Raw genomic sequence first — 19,071 nt, 5'->3', positions numbered from 1 at the left:
GATCAGCAAATGATGGGTGAGACGATTGAACAATCGTCATGAAATGAGATAGGGGATGAAGTAAATGAAACGTGTCATGCTTGTATTCGGAACACGACCAGAGGCGATCAAAATGGCGCCGGTCGTCAAAGCACTTGAAAATCGTCAGGACGTCGAACCAATCGTCGTCGTTACAGCACAACACCGAGAGATGCTCGATCAGGTCCTTGAACTGTTCGAGATCACTCCGGACCATGACTTGGATTTGATGCGTCCGCGTCAGACGTTAGAGGAAATGACGGCGCGTATTTTAAACGCGATGCGTCGCGTCCTCGAAAAGGAACAGCCGGATCTCGTCCTTGTCCATGGGGATACGACGACGACGTTCGCTGCTTCTTTAGCGGCGTTCTATCAACAGATTCCAGTCGGTCATGTGGAAGCAGGACTACGGACATATGAAAAGTATGCGCCGTTCCCAGAAGAGATGAATCGTCAATTGACAGGTGTGTTGGCGGATTATCATTTTGCACCGACTGAACAGGCTGCAATGAACTTACGTGCTGAGAACAAGCAGACACCGATCATCGTAACCGGTAATACGGTCATCGATGCGTTGAAGACGACTGTATCACCGACATATACGCATCCTGTCCTATCGCGCCTAGAGAAGTCGGGACGAAAACTCGTTCTTTTGACGGTTCATCGCCGTGAGAATCATTTACAACTGGCAACGATTTTTGATGCAATCGAGCGACTAGCGAACGAACATCCAGAAATCGAAATCGTCTATCCGGTTCATCCGAATCCGGTCGTACTAGAGGCGGCAGCTCGCTTGGAGCATCATCCGCGGATTCAATTGATCGAACCACTTGATGTATTTGACTTCCATAATCTTGCGGCTCGGGCATCCTTCATTCTGACTGACTCAGGTGGGATTCAAGAGGAAGCACCTTCGCTCGGCGTGCCTGTTCTTGTCTTACGGGAGACGACAGAACGTCCAGAGGGGGTCGAAGCTGGAACGTTGAAGCTCGTCGGGACGAATCCAGAGATGATTTATACGATGAGTCATCAATTGTTGACGGATCAGGTGTTCTATCAATCGATGGCACAAGCGGCGAATCCTTATGGCGATGGACAGGCAGCAGAGCGAATCGTCGATGCCATCATGAGTGAGGTACCTGTATGAGTCAACGTATTCCTCCAGCGATTTATCAATTCTTTCCATTCGGAACGCAGGAGAAGATCTTGCTTGAGGATGCTACAGATGGTGTCTATTTTGATTTTCAAGAAGCGACGGCAGACGACAAATTGTACATTCAGTTGTTTGATCAAGGATTTCAACATCCGCCTTCAAAGTTATACCGGTCAGACGCCACGATTACAGGAGACATCATCGAGGTGACCTGTCATTTCGAAGTCGATGCACCATGTGTCGTTCAGTTATTCAAGATGCAGTATGGACAGAAAAAACGGATGGGATCCGAAACGGAAACCGTCACATTGACGAATGAGACAGTCGTTCATGTACAGATGAAACGAGTACCAGGAGCGAAGTATTTCAAGGTGGCATGGAAGTTCTTGCAAGAGGGGAGCTTCCGGGTCCATCTCCGGGACATTCAGATTGTGCAACATGTCACGGCAGGGGAGGAAGCGACGTATGCTATTTAGTTCGACGATATTCTTATTTCTGTTCTTACCGACTGTATTGATCGTCTATTACCTACTCCCACGCAGCTTCCGAAATGGCTGGTTATTAGTGACGAGTCTATTCTTTTATGCATTCGGAGAACCACGTTTTGCGTTGCTGATGCTACTGAGTGTCACGATCAACTACTTCTTCGCCTTGTTCGTCGATCTGTATCGACACCGAATCGGCGTCAAATGGATCATGTTCAGTATGATCGCAGTCAATCTGGGGTTACTCGGCTGGTTCAAGTACAGCGGATTTTTTGTTCGTTCAGTCAACGAGACATTCGGATTAGGATGGTTCGTACCAGAAGTCGTCTTGCCACTCGGAATCTCGTTCTATACGTTTCATGCGATGAGTTATGTCATCGACATCTACAAAGGGAAGGAAGCGGTGCAAAAGAATCCGCTTGACCTCGCCCTTTATATCGCGTTCTTTCCCCAACTCGTCGCGGGTCCGATCGTTCGCTATAACACGATTGCGAGCCAAATCGAGTCACGAGAAGAGACGGTTTCCGATTTTGCCCGAGGGGTTCGTCGGTTTACGATCGGCTTAGCTAAAAAACTGATTCTTGCCAATGGATGTGGTCAGGTCGCGGATGCCATCTTCAATATGAAAGATCTTTCGATGGGGCTTGCTTGGATCGGCATCATCGCCTACGCCTTACAAATCTATTTCGATTTTTCGGGATACAGTGATATGGCGATTGGACTAGCTTTGATGTTCGGATTTCATTTTCTTGAGAATTTTAACTATCCCTACATTTCAAAGTCTGTTTCTGAATTTTGGCGTCGATGGCATATTTCGCTTGGATCATGGTTTCGGGATTATGTCTACATCCCGCTTGGTGGAAATCGTGTCTCACCGTGGTTACAGTATCGCAACTTAGCAATTGTCTGGATGCTGACAGGTCTTTGGCATGGTGCGAGTTGGACGTTCGTCGCGTGGGGAGCGTATTACGGAATCTGGATCATGCTCGAGAAAGCATTTCTCGGGAAATGGTTGGAGAAAACGCCAGTCTTCTCGACCGTTTGGACACTCGTACTCGTGTTGGTCGGTTGGGTATTCTTCCGTTCAGAGACGTTCCCAGAAGCCGTTACGTACATTCAAGCGATGTTCGTACCAGATGTGATCTGGGATGAACGCGCGAGCTACCAGCTTGTCCAAAATGGTGTTCTACTGCTTGTCGCGTGCATCGCAGCGACACCGATTCCGAAAATCATCGGAGAGCGATTAGTTGTGTCACTCGGAAGAATTGGTACGACGATGCAGTATGGATATGCGATGTTGCTACTATTTTTGGCGACATCAGCACTTGTTGCAAGTACGTTTAATCCATTCATCTATTTCCGCTTCTAAAAAGGAGGTCTACTGATGGCACAGCCACTTGAAACAGAAAATAAGCAGGGACAAAAACGGACGACTTCTTTTGAACGGATCATGATGTGGGTGACGACGATCAGTTTTTTACTCATCTTGTTAACGATTGGTATTGGTACGATCGTCCGAGAAGACCGTGTGCGTTCTCAGCTAGAAAATCGTACACTCGCACAATCGGTCGATCCGACGATCGAAGGAATCGCGACTGGAAAAGACATGCTGAAGATGGAGACGTATTTCACGGACCAACTACTTTTGCGAGGGACGTTCGTTGAGATGCAGGCGCTACTATCGAAGGATGTATTCAGACAGCCTTTTCGTAATGGAATCTATACAGCTAAAAATGGCTATATGATCGAACCGAGTGCCTCGACTCAAGTCCAGATTCCAAACGCGTTTCAGCAATTCGTGCAAGAAGTCGATCGACCCGTCTATATGGCGCTAGCTCCATCGAAGACGGTCATTGCTGAACGCGATCAGTTGATCCCATCGTATGTTGCTTCGAATGCACGGACACGTTACGCAGGAATGATTCGTGACTTCAAGGCTGCGGGGATGACGAATTTGTCACTTGATCAATTAAAACTAACGGACTACTTCAAGACGGACCATCACTGGAATATCGACGGAGCAGCGTCAGCATACCAGACGATTACGAAGGGGATGGGATTGCAACCGGTCACACCATCAAAAGCAGATCGTAAAGAGGATGAGCATGCCTATTATGGTTCATTAGCGCGAAAGACGACGCTTGCGTACGCGACGTCCGGTGATCAGTTAGCTTATTATGGACCAGCATTCTTTAAAGGGATCGATGTCTGTTACGACGGGGCATGTGATCGTCCAATCATTGATGAATCCTTCGTTCAGCAGGAGGGAGATTACGTCGATCGGTATGAAGTATTCTTGCGCGGGAATCACGGCATCATGTCGATGAAGGAGCAGTCGAAGAATGATCGACCAACGATTCTCGTCTTAAAGGATTCATTTGCGAATCCCGTCTTACCGTTCCTTGCTAAAAGTGCCAATCTGGAAGTCGTCGACGTTCGTTATGTGCCAAAATCATTCGACGTCTCGCAGTTCGCTAAACAAAAACAAGTCGACTCCGTGTTGTTCTTGCATAACTCGAACATTGCTGGATTGATGAAGACGTATGAAAACACACTATGAAGGAGTTCATGATATGAGATCCCGAATGGCGAAAAGAAAACCGCGTCTTGTTTGGCGCGTATTGAGTGCGCTCCTGCTAGGTTTCGTTCTGATTGCTAGTGCATCAGCTGGTTTAGCTTTTTTAAAAGTGAAACAAACGGCAGACGCGTTCTTAACACCGTTAGATGGAGAGCAGCCGAAGCCACTCGAATCGATGAAGCCGGTCAATGTCTTGTTACTTGGTGTGGATGAACGGAAAAATGATAAGGGACGTGCCGATGCCATCATGCTTCTTTCATTCAATCCAAAAACAAGACAAGCGACTTCCCTGTCTATTCCAAGAGATATGCAGGTAACCGTGCCTTCTGGCGAAAAGACTAAGATCAATCATACCTATGCCTATGGGGGTGTGAAAGAGACAGTCGAAACGGTGGAGCAGACGTTTGAGACCGATATTCCTTACTATGCGAAGATCAACATGGATGGATTGATTGAGTTGGTCGATGCTGTTGGGGGTGTCACGGTCGACAATCCATCTGCCTTCAGTTGGAACGACCGCCGTCTTCAAAAGGAGTATGAGAAAGGGAAAATTCATCTGACGGGTCTTGAAGCGAGTGGTTACGCACGTATGCGAAAGCAAGATCCACTCGGCGATATGGGTCGACAAATTCGTCAGCGTCAAGTGCTAGAAGCCGTCGGAATGAAGCTTGCTGGACCACAGTTGTTGACGCAACTCGAAAAGATTACGGACGTCATGAAAAACAACTTTACGACGAATATCGGACTTGATGTCGCAGCGCAGCTAGCGCAGGAGAATCAGCGTGGGTTCGAACAATTGAAGCCGCTGAAAATTGATGGAGAAGGATATATCGCAAGTGATGGTGTCTGGTATTTCTTTGCATCGGACGAATCAATGGAACAGACGAAGCAGACGATCGCTACACTTCTCGCACGATCGTAAGCCATAAATAGTATTACCATCAAACAAACCAGGATGAGCGTCTCTAGCACATGATTGTGGAGACGCTTTTTCCTGTTTTTCTCTAAAGTAACATCGTTCTTTTTGAAAAAAAGTGCTTGGTTCAAAAGTCTTATTTTCGATCAAACCGATGAAATAGGCTTTGACAGGACTTGTAAACGGATGCAAAATGAAAACGATTACATACCAAAAGGAGATGGCTACCGTATGAAACGCATGAGATTCGTTTGTATCGTTGCGCTAACGTTTGCACTGATATTTAGTGGACTCTCTTTATCCGGTCAAGCACTGGAAAAAGGGAAGTCGACATTGGTCATCATTCACTACAAGGAAGACCCAAATGCCACAAAGGATTGGAATCTGTGGTTATGGGCAAATGGTCCGGATTATTTTCCGAATAAAGCTCACGCTTTTAACAGCGAGGATGCTTACGGGAAAATCGCAGCTTATGAATTCCCAGTGGATCAGCCGGAAAAAATCGGCTTCATCGTTCGAGATGATAACTGGAACAAGGATGGGGGATCTGAAAATGATCGCTTCATCACGAAAGATATGATTAAAAATGGTGTTGCTGAAATCTGGATCGAGTCGGGAAGTAAGAACATCTCGACAGTCAATCCAAGCAATGGAGCAGATGTCGAAAATATCGATACGAACATCCACTATTACCGGTATGACAATGATTATGACAAGTATGGTGTCTGGTCTTGGCCGGAAGAGCAAGATGGCAAGCGATTCGAGTTCGACAAGCAAGATGAGTTTGGTGCCGTTGCCAAAGTAACACTCGATAATCCGACGAAAGCACGTCTTGCAGGCGTCATTCCGCATCTTGAAGGATGGTCGGAAAAAGACGGAGCTGATCGTTTCTTTTATGCAGGGGCGAAAGACATCTGGTTGATTGAAGGGGATCAGACAGTATACTACAGCAAACCGGAAATCGATCGCACACCGAAAATCACAAGCTTTTTAGCAGATGACTTCCGGACGATGACATTAAAAACGAATGCACCGTTGACGGAAGAAGACTTAAAGGCATTTACGTTTGAAGGTGTGACGAATCCAGTCGTGTCAGCAATCGATGCCAAAACGGTAAAAGTCGAAGTCACTTCAGATATCGATTTAGCAAAAGTCGTCCGAGCATCTCATCCTGTTTTTGGAGAAGCAATTCTTGAAGCAGGTAAAGTGCTCCGTTCGAAAGCATTCGACCAAAAGTATGCCTACGATGGAAAACTCGGTGTCGACTATCAAAAATCGAAGACGACGTTTAAAGTCTGGGCACCGACAGCACAAGCGGTCGAGCTCGAATTGTATCGCTTACCAAAACAAGAAGCTGCTACGACAAAAGATATCACGCGTGAAATCAAGATGGAGCGAACGGATCGTGGTGTGTATCAAGTGACGGTCAAGGGTGATCTTGACGGTGTCGGATACACATACGAAGTCAAACACGCCAAAGAATCGACGCGTGCTGTTGATCCGTATGCGACAGCGGTCGCCGTCAATGGCGACCAAGGTGTCGTCGTCGACTTACGCGAGACGGATCCAAAACGCTGGACGAATGGAAAAATGCCACTTCGCCATGCGACAGACGCGATCATCTATGAATCACACGTCCGTGATTTATCGATGTTTGATGTGACGAACTCAGGTTACGATTCAGGTATCAAACAAAAAGGGAAGTACCTTGGCGTCATCGAGCCAGGTACACGTTTGACGAAGGATGGTAAGAAAACGAAGACGAAGACGGGACTTGATCATCTGAAGGAACTTGGCATCACGCACGTTCAGTTCATTCCAGTCTATGATTTCAACACAGCATCCGTCGATGAGACGAACCCGCTTAAATCGTACAACTGGGGTTATGATCCGAAGAACTATAATGCACCAGAAGGTTCGTATGCGACAAACGCCTATGATCCAAAAGTCCGAATCACAGAAATGAAGCAGATGATTCAAGGACTACATGACAATGGACTTCGTGCTGTCATGGATGTCGTTTACAACCACATGTTTGACGCAAAGGCATCAAACCTTGATAAAATCGTCCCTGGTTATTACTACCGTTATACAGAAGGCGGCGATTTAGCGAACGGAACGGGTGTCGGAAACGATACAGCGTCTGAGCGTCAAATGATGCACAAATTGATCGTTGACTCTGTCTCCTACTGGGCGAAAGAATACCACTGGGACGGATTCCGCTTTGACTTAATGGGCATTCACGACGTCAAAACGATGAATGCTGTTAAACAGGCGACAAAACGAATTGATCCGTCGATTCTCGTATTCGGAGAAGGGTGGAGCCTTGGAACACCGCTACCGGATGCAGATAAGGCCAACCAAACGAATACAAAACAAATGCCAGGAATCGGACATTTCAATGACAATCTACGCGATGCGCTCAAAGGTAGCGTCTTCATCGATTCAGATGCTGGTTTCATTAACGGAACAACCGGTCTTGAAACGCGCATCAAACGCGGAATCGTCGGAGAGATTGCTTATGACAAAGAGATTCAAGGATTTACGCAAGAACCAGATCAAGCCATCACTTACGTTGAAGCACATGATAACCATACGCTTTGGGATAAGTTGAACCTGACGAATCCACAAGACAATGACGCAACGAAGACAAAGATGCATCGTTTGGCTTCAAGTATCTTGTTGACGTCACAAGGAACGACGTTCATCCATGCAGGGCAGGACTTCATGCGGACGAAGGGCGGAGACCATAACTCGTATAAATCACCGGATTCTGTCAACCAGCTCGACTGGAAACGGAAGATGGACCGTCAACAAGACGTTGATTATATGACAGGATTGATCGAGTTACGTAAAAAGAATCCAGTACTTCATTTAGCAACAGCAAAAGACATTCGTCGTTACCTGACGTTTGAAACAGCACCGGCACAAGTCATCGCTTATCGATTAGATGATGCTGCGCCACAACAAAAGGATGATCTCTACGTCATTCATAATGCGAATCGGACAGCAGTCGATATGAAGTTACCGACAGGGAAATGGAAGTTGCTTGTAGACGGTAAACAAGCAGGAACCAAAGCAATCCGTAAAGTATCAGGTACGGTTCGTGTCGAAGGACTTAGCTCATTCGTCTTATCAAAATAAGTGAACAGATAAAAAAGGACGTTCCGCAGTTGGCGGAACGTCCTTTTCGTCAGTCGAGAAACGTGCAATCAAGCGTAACGCTCATCCGTTTCTTCGTTCTCTTCTTCTTTCAGATTACCTTCTTCCGATTTCGAGACGATGACGGCACATGCTGCGTCACCAGTGATGTTGACGGCTGTCCGCATCATATCAAGAAGACGATCGACACCGATGATTAAAGCGATCCCTTCGACCGGTAGATTGACCGATTGAAGAACCATCGTCAACATGACGAGACCGACACCCGGTACACCGGCTGTACCGACTGAGGCAAGAACAGCTGTCAGGACGACAGTCGCAAGTTGACCTGGCGTCAAATCTACAGCGTAGACTTGCGCGATGAAGACAGTCGCGACACCTTGCATGATTGCTGTTCCATCCATATTGATCGTCGCACCAAGAGGTTGGACGAAACTTGAGACGGAACGCGGAACCTTCAACTCTTTTTGAGCCGTTTGCATCGCGACAGGAAGTGTTGCGTTCGACGAAGACGTCGAGAAAGCAAACAACATGACAGGTGCGAACTTCTTAAAGAAGAAGAACGGGTTCATCTTCCCGAGTAACGAAACAGTCGAACCGTATGTGAATAAAGAATGAACGACTAACGCTAGAACAACGACGAGCATATAGAAGAACATTGCTTTTAACGATTCCCAACCTTGTGAACCGACTGCTGATGCGATCAAAGCAAATGCTCCAAGCGGAGCCATCTTCATGACGAGTGTGATGAGGTACGTCATCAATTCGTTTCCTTGTTCGACGAATGTCCGTAACGTCGAGACTTTTTTACCGAGGAATGTGATTCCAAAACCGACGAACACACTGAAGACGATGATTTGCAACATGTTGCCTTCTGCCATCGAGGTGATCGGGTTCGTCGGGAACATACCGACGATTGTGTTGATCAAACTCGTATCGGGAAGACTTCCACTATCGTATTCAAGGTTATTTGTAGAGAAACTTCCGAGAGTACCCGGTTTAATCAGTAATGACAAACCGAGAGCAATGACAATCGCGACAGCCGTCGTCGTCATGAAGTAGCCGATTGCCTTTCCGCCGACACGACCAAGCTCTTTTGGATTCCCGAGCCCCATGACACCGAGAGTGATCGAGAAGAAGACGATCGGTACGACGAGCATCTTAATCAGGTTCAGGAAGATTGTCCCGATGGGCTGTAAAGCATATTTATTCAATCCCTCATAAATCGACTTATCCGGTAAGGTTGCAAGAATGATTCCGAGGATCACCCCGAGAATCAATCCCCAGATGATGCGCTTTGCTTCTTTCATAAGTGATGTCACACTCCTTTATTTGATAATTGTCTATATTTTGACACATCATCACCCATTTTGACAAAACATTTTAAAAAATACATGATAACGCTTACAAAAAAGTTTCTGGATTTTGATGCAGGAATGACTAGATTTTGTTGTCAAACAGATGCAACCATGAGAGGATAGAAAAGAACAAAAAGGAACAGCGTAGGGTATAGAAAAGTCGCTAGAATCAACTGTTGACCAAATTGTATATTCCTACTATAATGTTGTATGACGTGTCTGACACGTTTCCTTTAGTCGGTAATATCGGAGGGAGGGAAAACTAGTGGAAACTCGTGTACGTAAAAATGAATCACTTGAAGACGCACTTCGTCGCTTCAAACGTGGTGTTTCAAAAGATGGTACGCTTGCAGAAGTTCGTAAACGTAAACACTACGAAAAGCCAAGTGTAAAACGTAAGCTTAAATCGGAGGCTGCGCGTAAGCGTAAGAAGTTCTAACGTTAGAGAGGGTGTATCCTCATGAGTCTTCAGGAGCGTTTGACAGCGGATATGAAAGAAGCCATGCGTCTACGTGAAAAAGATCGTCTTACGACGATTCGGATGGTGAAATCATCGCTGCAAAATGAAACGATCAAACTCGGTAAGCAAGAATTGACGGACGAGGAAGAATTAACGATTCTTTCACGTGAAATGAAGCAGCGCAACGACTCCCTCCGAGAATTCGAAAGCGCTGGTCGTCACGATCTCGTCGAGAAAATTCAAGCAGAGATTGTCGTGCTCGAAGCTTATATGCCAAAACAGCTTTCCGAGGAAGAAGTACAGGAAATCGTCGACGCAGCTATTGCGCAGACGGGTGCCTCTGCTCCTTCAGATATGGGGAAAGTAATGGGTATCGTCATGCCACAGCTTAAAGGCAAGGCAGATGGTGCATTAATTAATCGACTCGTCAAACAACGGCTCGCTTAATACATGGAAAAGGTGTCCTTCGGGGCACCTTTTTTGTCGTTCCTGTCACAATTAAAAGTTTCTTGATGAATTCAGAATAGTCATGAAACCTTTTTGTTTTGAAAGCGTATATAATTATAGTAACGAATCAAAGTGCAAAAGAAGCAGCTTCTGACACGAATGAAAAGGGGTGAACGTACGCATGACGTTTAGCTTAGGGATGATTTTGGCGGTCTTCATGATCGGGGTCCTCATGTTACTGGTCGAAATATTCGTCACAGGGTTCGGAATCTTTGGAGTCCTCGGAATCGGCGCTGTCCTTGCTAGTCTGATCATGGCAGGTGCTACAGTTGGTCAAGTAGGCATAGCGGTTGGACTTGCTGTATTTCTATCACTTGCGGCCGGATACTGGGCATATCGCAGAATCAAATCGAATCAATCCTTATTATGGAGAGGTTTGATTTTGACAGATTCCACATCGTCTGAAAAAGGCTATCTTTCTCATCAAGACAAAGTGCAATTGTTAGGACGAGAAGGAGTTAGTCTGACACCTCTCCGTCCGTCAGGAACAATTGAAATCGACGGAAATCGAATCGATGCGGTTACGGAAGGGACCTTCATTCAAGCGGGGGAAACGATCGTCGTAAAAGAAGTGACGCATGGACGCGTCATTGTTAGAGTCCAACATACGAAGGAGGAGTCCCACACATGACACCTGAATTATTGACTGTATTACTCATATCCGGAGGAATTTTAATTTTCCTCGCCATCTTCTTCACGCTCGTTCCGATTCCACTTTGGATTAGCTCGCTCGCAGCGGGAGTACGCGTATCGATCTTTACATTAGTCGGGATGCGTCTTCGTCGAGTAACACCGTCTAAGATCGTCAATCCGTTGATCAAGGCGGTTAAAGCGGGATTGAACTTGAATACGAACCAACTGGAAAGTCACTTCCTTGCTGGTGGTAACGTTGACCGCGTCGTCAATGCCTTGATTGCAGCACACCGTGCGAATATCGAGTTGAGCTTCGAACGCGCAGCGGCGATTGATCTTGCTGGTCGTAACGTTTTGGAAGCTGTTCAAATGTCGGTTAACCCGAAAGTCATCGAAACACCATTCATTGCCGGTGTGGCGATGAACGGGATTGAAGTGAAAGCGAAAGCCCGGATCACGGTACGTGCGAACATCGATCGTCTCGTCGGTGGTGCTGGGGAAGAAACGGTCATCGCACGTGTTGGTGAGGGTGTCATCTCAACCATTGGTTCGTGTAATGACCAAAAAGAAGTACTTGAGAATCCAGAGATGATCTCACGGACGGTTCTTGCAAAAGGACTCGATTCGGGTACGGCGTTCGAGATTCTCTCGATTGATATTGCAGATATTGATATCGGTAAGAATATCGGTGCGGTTCTGCAGACGGATCAAGCAGAAGCAGATAAGAACATTGCGCAAGCGAAAGCCGAAGAACGTCGCGCAATGGCGATCGCAAGTGAACAAGAGATGAAATCACGTGTTGAAGAGATGCGTGCGAAGGTTGTCGCTGCTGAAGCGGAAGTGCCGCTTGCTATCGCTGAAGCGATGCGTGACGGTAACTTTGGCGTCATGGATTATGCGAACTACTTGAACGTGACAGCAGATACGAAAATGCGCCAAGCAATCGGTGGGCAATCATCACCAAATGACTCACAATAAAGGGTGAGACGGTATGGATATCATATGGGTCGGATTGATGATCGCATTCGGTGTCATCTCCGTCATCTCAAAAGCAGCAGATAAAAAACCGAAGCAGACGAACCGAACTCCTTCAAAGGAGTTCGGTGAATATGTGAAGCAAATGACCGAACAGGTCGATACGATGCGACAAGAGACGGTACCTCCACCTGTCGTTCGTAAAAAAGCACCCACGAAGAAACAACCGGGGGTAACGCAAACGAAAGCGCGACCCGTTCATGAACGAACGGAATTGCAACAACGTTTGGACCAACGTCAAAAGCAACATTCGAAAAAAGGGATGTCCTCATCGACGATTGGCGAAATCAAAGATAGCGTAGCAGATGGTGCCATTGGATCGTCTAGTCGTTCAGCATCAGCAACGACGATTTCACAAGATGAAATGCGACGTGCCATCGTTTGGAGTGAAGTTCTTGGTGCGCCTGTTTCCAAGCGCAAACGCTAATATTTGTCTAGTGAGTCGATCCTACGAAACGCGTAGGATCGACTCTTTTTATTTCCTAAAAGGTGGGAACGGGTTTTTCTTTCCATCTTTTCGGCGGAAGTGCTAAAGTGGAAGAGATTAGATATGAAGCGATGACAACTTGTTATCCATGACTAGGAGGCCATTCACAACGTGATATTCAACGAAAGAATCCCATTTGCATTTTCGAATTCAGAACAGATTCAAGCATTCGTCGGTCCGAATGATGCAGTCTTACGTACGATGGAAGCAGAACTTGACGTTCAGCTGACCCATCGAGGAGATGAGCTGTTGGCACAATCCGAACAGGAGCAGTCTGTGATCTTAGCAGGACAGGTCGTAGGCGTCTTGAAACAACTTGTGAATCGCGGAGCTGTTTTAACGGAACGTGACGCGACGAGCGCCATTCAACTTGCACGTCAAGATCGTGTGGATGAACTGCTAGAACTTTACGATACGGTCATCCATACGAATCATAAAGGAAAACCACTTCGTGCAAAGACACTCGGTCAAGCACGTTACGTTCGGGGAATCGACCGCTGTGATTTGACATTCGGTATTGGACCAGCGGGAACCGGAAAAACGTATCTTGCTGTCGTGATGGCAGCAAAAGCGTTAAAAGAAGGTCACGTCAAACGACTCGTCCTGACGCGTCCGGCAGTAGAAGCAGGAGAAAATCTAGGATTTCTTCCAGGGGATCTTAAAGAAAAGGTCGATCCCTATCTACGTCCTCTGTACGATGCGCTACATGACGTGCTTGGTGTCGAGCATACGGCTCGTCTGCTTGAACGTGGTGTCATCGAAATCGCACCGCTTGCTTACATGCGAGGACGGACGCTTGAACATGCTTTTGTCATTCTCGATGAAGCGCAAAATACGACACGGGAACAAATGAAGATGTTCCTGACGCGTCTCGGATTCCATTCGAAGATGATTGTTACGGGCGATTTAACACAAGTCGATCTTCCGCGTGGAAAAACGTCTGGTCTACAAGAAGCGTTACATTTGCTCGGCAATGTCAAAGGGATTCATTTTGAGCACTTTGGCTCAGCTGATGTCGTACGTCACCCACTTGTCCGAAAAATCGTTGATGCTTATAGTCAGGATTTGACCTAAGCCGTTACGGAAATAGAGGAAAAAGGGGGAGATGATATGCGCAAGGTTGGGGTCTGGGTCGGTCTTTTGACAGTAATATTCTATCTCATCGTATCGACGATGATGTATGTCAGCGTTCGACCAGAAGCCTTGTCCGCAGAACCATTCTCAATTGCAGAAGAAGATATCCGGTCACCCTTGACGATGGAGGACCGGGTCGCAACAAATCAAATCAAGGAAAATTCGGTTGCTGCAATCGAGAGTCAGTATACGATCAAACAAGAGTATGCAGCACAGCAAATTGATAAAGTAGAACAACTTTTTGCTAGTTTGTCCGGTATTAAAAAAGCAAATGAGATCGGTAAAATCAAACAGCGTCTGCGTGGAACGGAGGCGGCGACACTGTTGAAGGATGATGAGTTACGCTTGCTTGTGACGTCGACGAAAGCACTTCGGAATACGACACGTGACGTCGTCATTACAGCGATTGAAGAAGCGATGCGTCAACGTATCTCGTCCGATGGTGGTGAAGTAGCAGAAGCACGTGAGAATGCGCGGACGGATATCGAACGTTCGCCGCTCTCCTTCTCATTAAAAGCAGTCGCTAAAGCGCTGACCGATCAACTGATCGTGACGAATTACGTCTATGATCCGGAAAAGACGGAACAGCTTCGTAAGCAGACGAGTGATAAAGTCGAACCGGTTATCATTTCAGAAGGTGAAGTGATCGTCAAACGAGGCGAAGTGATTTCACAAGATGCCTATCGTCAGCTACAACTGGTCGGTTTGATTTCTGATCGACAGTCGTTGAAACCGTTACTCGGTGCGATGCTTGTCAGTGCGTTGATGACTGCCTTTTTATTTGGATTCATTCATCGTTCGAAATTGCGATACGCTCAAATGGGGCGGATTCGTTTATTCGGTCTTGTCTATCTCGTCGTCAGTCTACAATTACTCGTCATGTATGGTATGGCGTTCTTAGCAGACGACATCAATCCTGCACTTTACTTACTCACACCGACCGCTTTTGCTGCGCTTGTCCTGCGCAATTTATTGAACGAACGGATTGCATTATCGAGTTCTCTTTTTACGGCGCTTGCTGGAACGTTCTTCTATAGTGCAAATCAAAACTTCAGCTTCAATATCGCGATCTATTTATTGGTCGGTGGGTTAGTTGCAACGTTTTTCCTACAATCTAGTTTGTCGCGTCGTCGTATTTTCATGAGCAGTATTTCGATTGCCGGAGCAAACATCGCGATTTTCTTAGCATTCGTCCTGTTACGAAGTGGTACGTTCGAACTACGAGAAACGCTGATTTTAATCGGTTTTGCGATTGCGAGTGGTATCTTGAGTGCCGTCCTAGCAATTGGACTATTGCCGTTTCTTGAGATGACATTCGGTATTTTAGCACCGACCCGCCTACTCGAACTGTTGAACCCGACGCATCCGTTACTCAAAAAACTATTAGTTGAAGCACCGGGAACGTACCATCATAGTATGATGGTCGCGAACCTAGCAGAAACAGCCTGTGAAGCAATCGGAGCAGATGGATTGCTTGCACGAGTCGGAGCCTACTATCATGATTTAGGGAAAACGCGACGACCACTTTATTTCATTGAAAACCAGCATGGACGCAATCCCCATGATCGATTGACACCGGAAGAGTCGGCACGTGTCATCTTGGCACATACTGAGGATGGTGTTGAATTACTCGAAGACGCAAAACTGCCTGCAGCGATCATCGATATTTGCCGCCAGCATCATGGAACCTCTCTGCTACGATACTTTTATGTCAAGGCAGCAGAACAAGGTGAGGTCGACGAGGAGACGTTCCGTTACACGGGTCCGAAACCACAAACCCGTGAAGCGGCGGTCATCATGATCGTTGACTCGATTGAAGCGGCAGTTCGTTCGATGAAAGCTCCTTCAGAAGAAGGAATTCGGGACTTGGTCTCGAAAATCATTCGTGAAAAGATGATGGATGACCAATTTGCGGAATGTGACATTACGACACGTGAGATTTATCGCGTCGGTGAAAGTGCGTGTCATACCTTATCCGGTTTGTTCCATGAACGAATCGAGTATCCAGAATTAAAGAAAGAGGCAACGACATGAATATTTATATGACAGACGAAAATAATCGTCTAACGGAAGAACAACGACAGCTTGTCGAATCGATTTTGATTTACACGGCGGAACAAGAAGAAGTCGATTCAAATAGTGAGTTGTCCGTGACTTTCGTCTCAAACGATGAGATTCAAGAAATCAATCGTGAATGGCGTGGAAAGGATCAGGCGACAGACGTCATTTCCTTTGCGATGGAAGAACTCGGAGAAGATGAAATCGATTTTGGATTGCTCGAAGACGAACCAATCGTCCTCGGCGATTTGATCATTTCCGTAGAACGGTGTCGCGAACAAGCGGCAGAGTATGGCAATCATTTTGAGCGAGAGCTCGGTTTTCTCGCTGTCCATGGTTTTCTCCATTTACTTGGATACGATCACATTGAAAAAGCAGATGAGGAAGTCATGACGAAGCGACAGGAGGAAATCCTGCATCACTTCGAGTTATATCGGGGCACATTGTGAAAAGCTGGTGGCAACCGTTTCGGCATGCCATGAACGGATTGTGCCAATCGATTCGAGAAGAACGGCATATGAAAGTTCACGTGACAGTTGGTGCCATCGTGTTACTTGTCGCTTTTCTATTACCATTGACGTCTGTCGAGCGAGCGATCCTCTTCTTGACGGTCGGGATCGTCATCAGTGCCGAGATGTTCAATACAGCGTTTGAGCGCGTCGTTGATCTCGTGACGCAGGAATGGCATCCGCTGGCAAAAGCAGTCAAGGATATTGCAAGTGGAGCTGTTCTCGTGTTGGCGCTTACATCTATTGCAATTGCACTATGCATCTTCATCCCATATTTGGTACAATAAGAATCCGGCCTTTTTGGCCAATACCGTTCCTAAGAAGGGGATATTCACATGAAAACAGAACAATTACTCGAACAAGCTAAACGTGCACGCGAAAAAGCGTATGTTCCATATTCGAAATTCCAAGTCGGTGCTGCTCTACTAACAAAAGACGGACAAGTCTTCCACGGCTGCAATATTGAAAACGCTGCATATGGTCTTTGTAACTGTGCAGAACGGACAGCAATCTTCTCTGCGTGGGCACAGGATGCGCGCGAGTATGCAGCGATGGCTGTCGTTGCGGACACGGAAGGACCGGTCGCACCGTGCGGACAATGCCGCCAAGTGTTATCAGAGATGTGTGACGCGGATATGCCAATCTATTTGACGAACCTTAAAGGGGATGTCACAGAAACAACAGTGGGTGCCCTCTTACCAGGAGCATTCACGAAAGGGGATTTACATGTTTAAAGAAGGATTCAAATCGGGCTTTGTCTCGATCATCGGACGCCCGAACGTCGGAAAATCGACATTCCTCAACCGTGTCATCGGACAAAAGATTGCCATCATGTCTGATAAGCCACAAACGACGCGAAACAAGATCCAAGGTGTCTATACGACAGAAGACGTTCAGACGATTTTCATCGATACACCAGGGATTCACAAACCAAAACATAAACTCGGCGACTTCATGATGAAGGTCGCAACGAACGCATTGCGTGAAGTTGATGCGATTTTGTTCATGGTCAACGTGACGGAACCAAAAGGAAAAGGTGACGATTTCATCATTGAAAAATTGAAGGAACTCGATACACCTATCATTCTGGTCATGAATAAGGTCGATTTGATTCACCCGAATGATATTCCGCCAATCATCGAGTCATATAAAAATGAGCTTGAGTTTGCGGCAGTCGTTCCGATCTCTGCGTTACAAGGTAACAACGTCGGACCGTTACTTGAAGAAATCGCGAAGATCTTACCGGAAGGACCAATGTATTACCCGGCGGATCAAGTCACTGACCACCCGGAGCGTTTCATCATCTCAGAGATGATCCGTGAGAAAGTCTTGCAGAAGACACGCGATGAAGTACCACACTCGATCGCAGTCGCGATTGATCAAATCAAGACGCGTGAGAATGGAAACATGGTCGATGTCCATGCGACGATCTTGATCGAGCGCGATTCCCAAAAAGGAATCATCATCGGTAAACGCGGAGCACTTCTAAAAGAAATCGGCTCTGAAGCACGAACGGACATCGAGATGTTACTCGGAACGAAAGTTTACCTGAACTTGTGGGTCAAAGTCCAAAAGGATTGGCGTAACAAGGCCGGTCAATTGCGTGAACTTGGCTTCCGCGATGACGAGTATTAAGCGATGATCGATAAGGCGGAAGGGCTTGTACTACGAACGGTCGTATACGGTGAATCGAATAAGATCGTCACGCTACTGACACGTGAATACGGCAAGCTCGCCGTCATGGCGCGAGGAGCGAAGAAGCCGGGTAGTCGTTTCAACGCGGCAAGCCAGCCTTTCGTTCGAGCCGTCTATATCTATCCACGGTCACGTGGTCTCGGTCAGTTGAAATCAGCAGACGTCATCACGAGCCACGCGCATATCCGGCAAGATGTCGTCTTGATGGCGTATGCGATGTATCTACTGGAGCTGGCAGATAAAGCGCTTGATGAACGAGTGCCGCAACCGGCACTCTATGATTTGTTCGTCGAAGGACTGGAGGCGATGGATGAAGGACTGGATCCCGACGTCGTCTCTTTCATCATCGAGTTGCGCCTGTTGCGTCATCTAGGGATTGCGCCGCACTTGAATGGCTGTACGATTTGCGGGAGTGCTGAAGCACCGTTTGCTTTTTCGTTACACCACGGTGGTCTACTCTGTCGCCGGCATCGCCATGAGGATGAACATGCTGTCTTTATGTCAGAGGCAGTCGCGAAGATGCTCTATGTGTTTTCTGTCTATGATTTCTCGCGGATCGGGACCGTGACGGTGAAGCCGGAAACGAAGCGTCTATTGCGTCAAATCATGGATGCTTATATGGAACGCTACAGCGGGTTACGTCTACGTTCAAAACGTGTCCTCGACCAGTTGATTGATTTCGGCAACGATTGACAGCAACAAGCGGGTTCGGTAGAATAAATGCGGTAGAAGCAACTAAATGAACACGATGACGAAAAGGAGTACCGTCTTTTTCTCAATCAAGCGATTCCAGGGTGGTGTGAGCTGGGAGTGAGAGGGGCGCGAATGGCGTTTCGGAGTGTTCTTTGTCAAAAAGAGTGGCATGCGATGCATGCAAGTAGGG

Annotated in this window: 19 protein-coding genes; 18 read left to right on the top strand and 1 reads right to left on the bottom strand. The window is 46.9% G+C overall.

All coding sequences use genetic code 11. The features are described 5' to 3' along the window. Nucleotides 1-64 precede the first annotated feature (64 nt). From wecB to pulA, 6 genes are all read left to right on the top strand, one after another. On the top strand, nucleotides 65-1,165 hold the full coding sequence (gene wecB / locus AYO36_RS10220) for a non-hydrolyzing UDP-N-acetylglucosamine 2-epimerase (protein ID WP_050678363.1): 1,101 nt from the start codon (nucleotides 65-67) through the stop codon (nucleotides 1,163-1,165). Then, entirely contained in the window at nucleotides 1,162-1,647 is a 486-nt protein-coding gene (locus AYO36_RS10215) for a hypothetical protein (RefSeq protein ID WP_064300327.1), read from the top strand. The genes wecB and AYO36_RS10215 overlap by 4 nt, the downstream gene beginning before the upstream one ends. Continuing rightward, entirely contained in the window at nucleotides 1,637-3,025 is a 1,389-nt protein-coding gene (locus tag AYO36_RS10210; RefSeq protein WP_064300326.1) for an MBOAT family O-acyltransferase, read from the top strand. Before AYO36_RS10215 ends, AYO36_RS10210 begins: the two co-directional genes overlap by 11 nt. A gap of 15 nt (nucleotides 3,026-3,040) precedes the next feature. After that, the gene (locus AYO36_RS10205; RefSeq protein WP_064300325.1) at nucleotides 3,041-4,216 is read left to right on the top strand and encodes a DHHW family protein; all 1,176 of its coding nucleotides are present in this window, start codon (nucleotides 3,041-3,043) and stop codon (nucleotides 4,214-4,216) included. Between the two features lie 25 nt (nucleotides 4,217-4,241). Continuing rightward, nucleotides 4,242-5,156, top strand: a complete 915-nt coding sequence (locus tag AYO36_RS10200; protein ID WP_231884701.1) for an LCP family protein — start codon at nucleotides 4,242-4,244, stop codon at nucleotides 5,154-5,156. Nucleotides 5,157-5,381: 225 nt separating this feature from the next. Then, nucleotides 5,382-8,294, top strand: coding sequence for a type I pullulanase (gene pulA / locus AYO36_RS10195; RefSeq protein WP_064300323.1), 2,913 nt, complete (start codon nucleotides 5,382-5,384; stop codon nucleotides 8,292-8,294). 68 nt (nucleotides 8,295-8,362) lie between these two features. Here the strand turns inward: pulA and AYO36_RS10190 are convergent, their stop codons facing one another. Further along, nucleotides 8,363-9,622, bottom strand: coding sequence for a dicarboxylate/amino acid:cation symporter (locus AYO36_RS10190; RefSeq protein ID WP_064300322.1), 1,260 nt, complete (start codon nucleotides 9,620-9,622; stop codon nucleotides 8,363-8,365). 313 nt (nucleotides 9,623-9,935) lie between these two features. Here AYO36_RS10190 and rpsU point away from each other — a divergent pair, with 313 nt between their 5' ends. The 12 genes from rpsU to recO all read left to right on the top strand — a co-directional run bounded on the left by rpsU (nucleotide 9,936) and on the right by recO (nucleotide 18,881). Next, nucleotides 9,936-10,109 carry a 30S ribosomal protein S21 gene (gene rpsU / locus AYO36_RS10185; RefSeq protein ID WP_012369719.1) on the top strand — a complete coding sequence of 58 codons (174 nt, stop codon included), beginning with the start codon at nucleotides 9,936-9,938 and terminating at the stop codon, nucleotides 10,107-10,109. A 21-nt stretch (nucleotides 10,110-10,130) separates the two neighbouring features. Next, nucleotides 10,131-10,577: a GatB/YqeY domain-containing protein gene (locus AYO36_RS10180; RefSeq protein ID WP_023467485.1), complete on the top strand. Its 447-nt coding sequence runs from the start codon at nucleotides 10,131-10,133 to the stop codon at nucleotides 10,575-10,577. A 181-nt stretch (nucleotides 10,578-10,758) separates the two neighbouring features. After that, nucleotides 10,759-11,268, top strand: coding sequence for an NfeD family protein (locus AYO36_RS10175; protein ID WP_064300321.1), 510 nt, complete (start codon nucleotides 10,759-10,761; stop codon nucleotides 11,266-11,268). Continuing rightward, nucleotides 11,265-12,248 (top strand): flotillin-like protein FloA, encoded by a 984-nt coding sequence (floA, locus tag AYO36_RS10170; RefSeq protein WP_023467489.1) that lies wholly within the window; start codon nucleotides 11,265-11,267, stop codon nucleotides 12,246-12,248. Before AYO36_RS10175 ends, floA begins: the two co-directional genes overlap by 4 nt. A gap of 13 nt (nucleotides 12,249-12,261) precedes the next feature. Then, entirely contained in the window at nucleotides 12,262-12,732 is a 471-nt protein-coding gene (locus tag AYO36_RS10165) for a hypothetical protein (RefSeq protein WP_064300320.1), read from the top strand. Between the two features lie 171 nt (nucleotides 12,733-12,903). Then, nucleotides 12,904-13,866, top strand: coding sequence for a PhoH family protein (locus AYO36_RS10160; protein ID WP_023467492.1), 963 nt, complete (start codon nucleotides 12,904-12,906; stop codon nucleotides 13,864-13,866). Nucleotides 13,867-13,902: 36 nt separating this feature from the next. Further along, nucleotides 13,903-15,960 (top strand): HD family phosphohydrolase, encoded by a 2,058-nt coding sequence (locus tag AYO36_RS10155; RefSeq protein ID WP_064300319.1) that lies wholly within the window; start codon nucleotides 13,903-13,905, stop codon nucleotides 15,958-15,960. Beyond that, on the top strand, nucleotides 15,957-16,433 hold the full coding sequence (gene ybeY / locus AYO36_RS10150; RefSeq protein ID WP_029341033.1) for an rRNA maturation RNase YbeY: 477 nt from the start codon (nucleotides 15,957-15,959) through the stop codon (nucleotides 16,431-16,433). The genes AYO36_RS10155 and ybeY overlap by 4 nt, the downstream gene beginning before the upstream one ends. Beyond that, nucleotides 16,430-16,780, top strand: coding sequence for a diacylglycerol kinase (locus AYO36_RS10145; protein WP_023467497.1), 351 nt, complete (start codon nucleotides 16,430-16,432; stop codon nucleotides 16,778-16,780). Before ybeY ends, AYO36_RS10145 begins: the two co-directional genes overlap by 4 nt. Before the next feature lie 48 nt (nucleotides 16,781-16,828). After that, a complete protein-coding gene (locus AYO36_RS10140; protein ID WP_023467498.1) occupies nucleotides 16,829-17,227 on the top strand; it encodes a cytidine deaminase in 399 nt (132 codons plus the stop codon). Continuing rightward, complete coding sequence (era, locus tag AYO36_RS10135; RefSeq protein ID WP_023467500.1) at nucleotides 17,220-18,128, top strand: GTPase Era; 909 nt, start codon at nucleotides 17,220-17,222, stop codon at nucleotides 18,126-18,128. Before AYO36_RS10140 ends, era begins: the two co-directional genes overlap by 8 nt. 3 nt (nucleotides 18,129-18,131) lie before the next feature. Beyond that, nucleotides 18,132-18,881 carry a DNA repair protein RecO gene (recO, locus tag AYO36_RS10130; RefSeq protein ID WP_023467502.1) on the top strand — a complete coding sequence of 250 codons (750 nt, stop codon included), beginning with the start codon at nucleotides 18,132-18,134 and terminating at the stop codon, nucleotides 18,879-18,881. Nucleotides 18,882-19,071: the final 190 nt, after the last annotated feature.

The sequence above is a fragment of the Exiguobacterium sp. KKBO11 genome, from assembly GCF_001644945.1.
In the GTDB taxonomy this organism is placed as follows: domain Bacteria; phylum Bacillota; class Bacilli; order Exiguobacteriales; family Exiguobacteriaceae; genus Exiguobacterium_A; species Exiguobacterium_A abrahamii.
The sequence above is the reverse complement of the archived record's forward strand: the minus strand, read 5'-3'. Positions and strand labels throughout refer to the sequence as shown.

Bases quoted from the DNA above. Each gene is read 5' to 3' on its own strand.
- AYO36_RS10180 (WP_023467485.1), top strand. From the start codon at position 10,131: ATGAGTCTTCAGGAGCGTTTGACAGCGGATATGAAAGAAGCCATGCGT.
- AYO36_RS10215 (WP_064300327.1), top strand. From the start codon at position 1,162: ATGAGTCAACGTATTCCTCCAGCGATTTATCAATTCTTTCCATTCGGA.
- pulA (WP_064300323.1), top strand. From the start codon at position 5,382: ATGAAACGCATGAGATTCGTTTGTATCGTTGCGCTAACGTTTGCACTG.
- wecB (WP_050678363.1), top strand. From the start codon at position 65: ATGAAACGTGTCATGCTTGTATTCGGAACACGACCAGAGGCGATCAAA.
- AYO36_RS10190 (WP_064300322.1), bottom strand. From the start codon at position 9,622: ATGAAAGAAGCAAAGCGCATCATCTGGGGATTGATTCTCGGGGTGATC.
- AYO36_RS10165 (WP_064300320.1), top strand. From the start codon at position 12,262: ATGGATATCATATGGGTCGGATTGATGATCGCATTCGGTGTCATCTCC.
- era (WP_023467500.1), top strand. From the start codon at position 17,220: ATGTTTAAAGAAGGATTCAAATCGGGCTTTGTCTCGATCATCGGACGC.
- AYO36_RS10205 (WP_064300325.1), top strand. From the start codon at position 3,041: ATGGCACAGCCACTTGAAACAGAAAATAAGCAGGGACAAAAACGGACG.
- AYO36_RS10155 (WP_064300319.1), top strand. From the start codon at position 13,903: ATGCGCAAGGTTGGGGTCTGGGTCGGTCTTTTGACAGTAATATTCTAT.
- AYO36_RS10175 (WP_064300321.1), top strand. From the start codon at position 10,759: ATGACGTTTAGCTTAGGGATGATTTTGGCGGTCTTCATGATCGGGGTC.
- AYO36_RS10200 (WP_231884701.1), top strand. From the start codon at position 4,242: ATGGCGAAAAGAAAACCGCGTCTTGTTTGGCGCGTATTGAGTGCGCTC.
- floA (WP_023467489.1), top strand. From the start codon at position 11,265: ATGACACCTGAATTATTGACTGTATTACTCATATCCGGAGGAATTTTA.
- AYO36_RS10210 (WP_064300326.1), top strand. From the start codon at position 1,637: ATGCTATTTAGTTCGACGATATTCTTATTTCTGTTCTTACCGACTGTA.
- AYO36_RS10140 (WP_023467498.1), top strand. From the start codon at position 16,829: ATGAAAACAGAACAATTACTCGAACAAGCTAAACGTGCACGCGAAAAA.
- recO (WP_023467502.1), top strand. From the start codon at position 18,132: ATGATCGATAAGGCGGAAGGGCTTGTACTACGAACGGTCGTATACGGT.
- ybeY (WP_029341033.1), top strand. From the start codon at position 15,957: ATGAATATTTATATGACAGACGAAAATAATCGTCTAACGGAAGAACAA.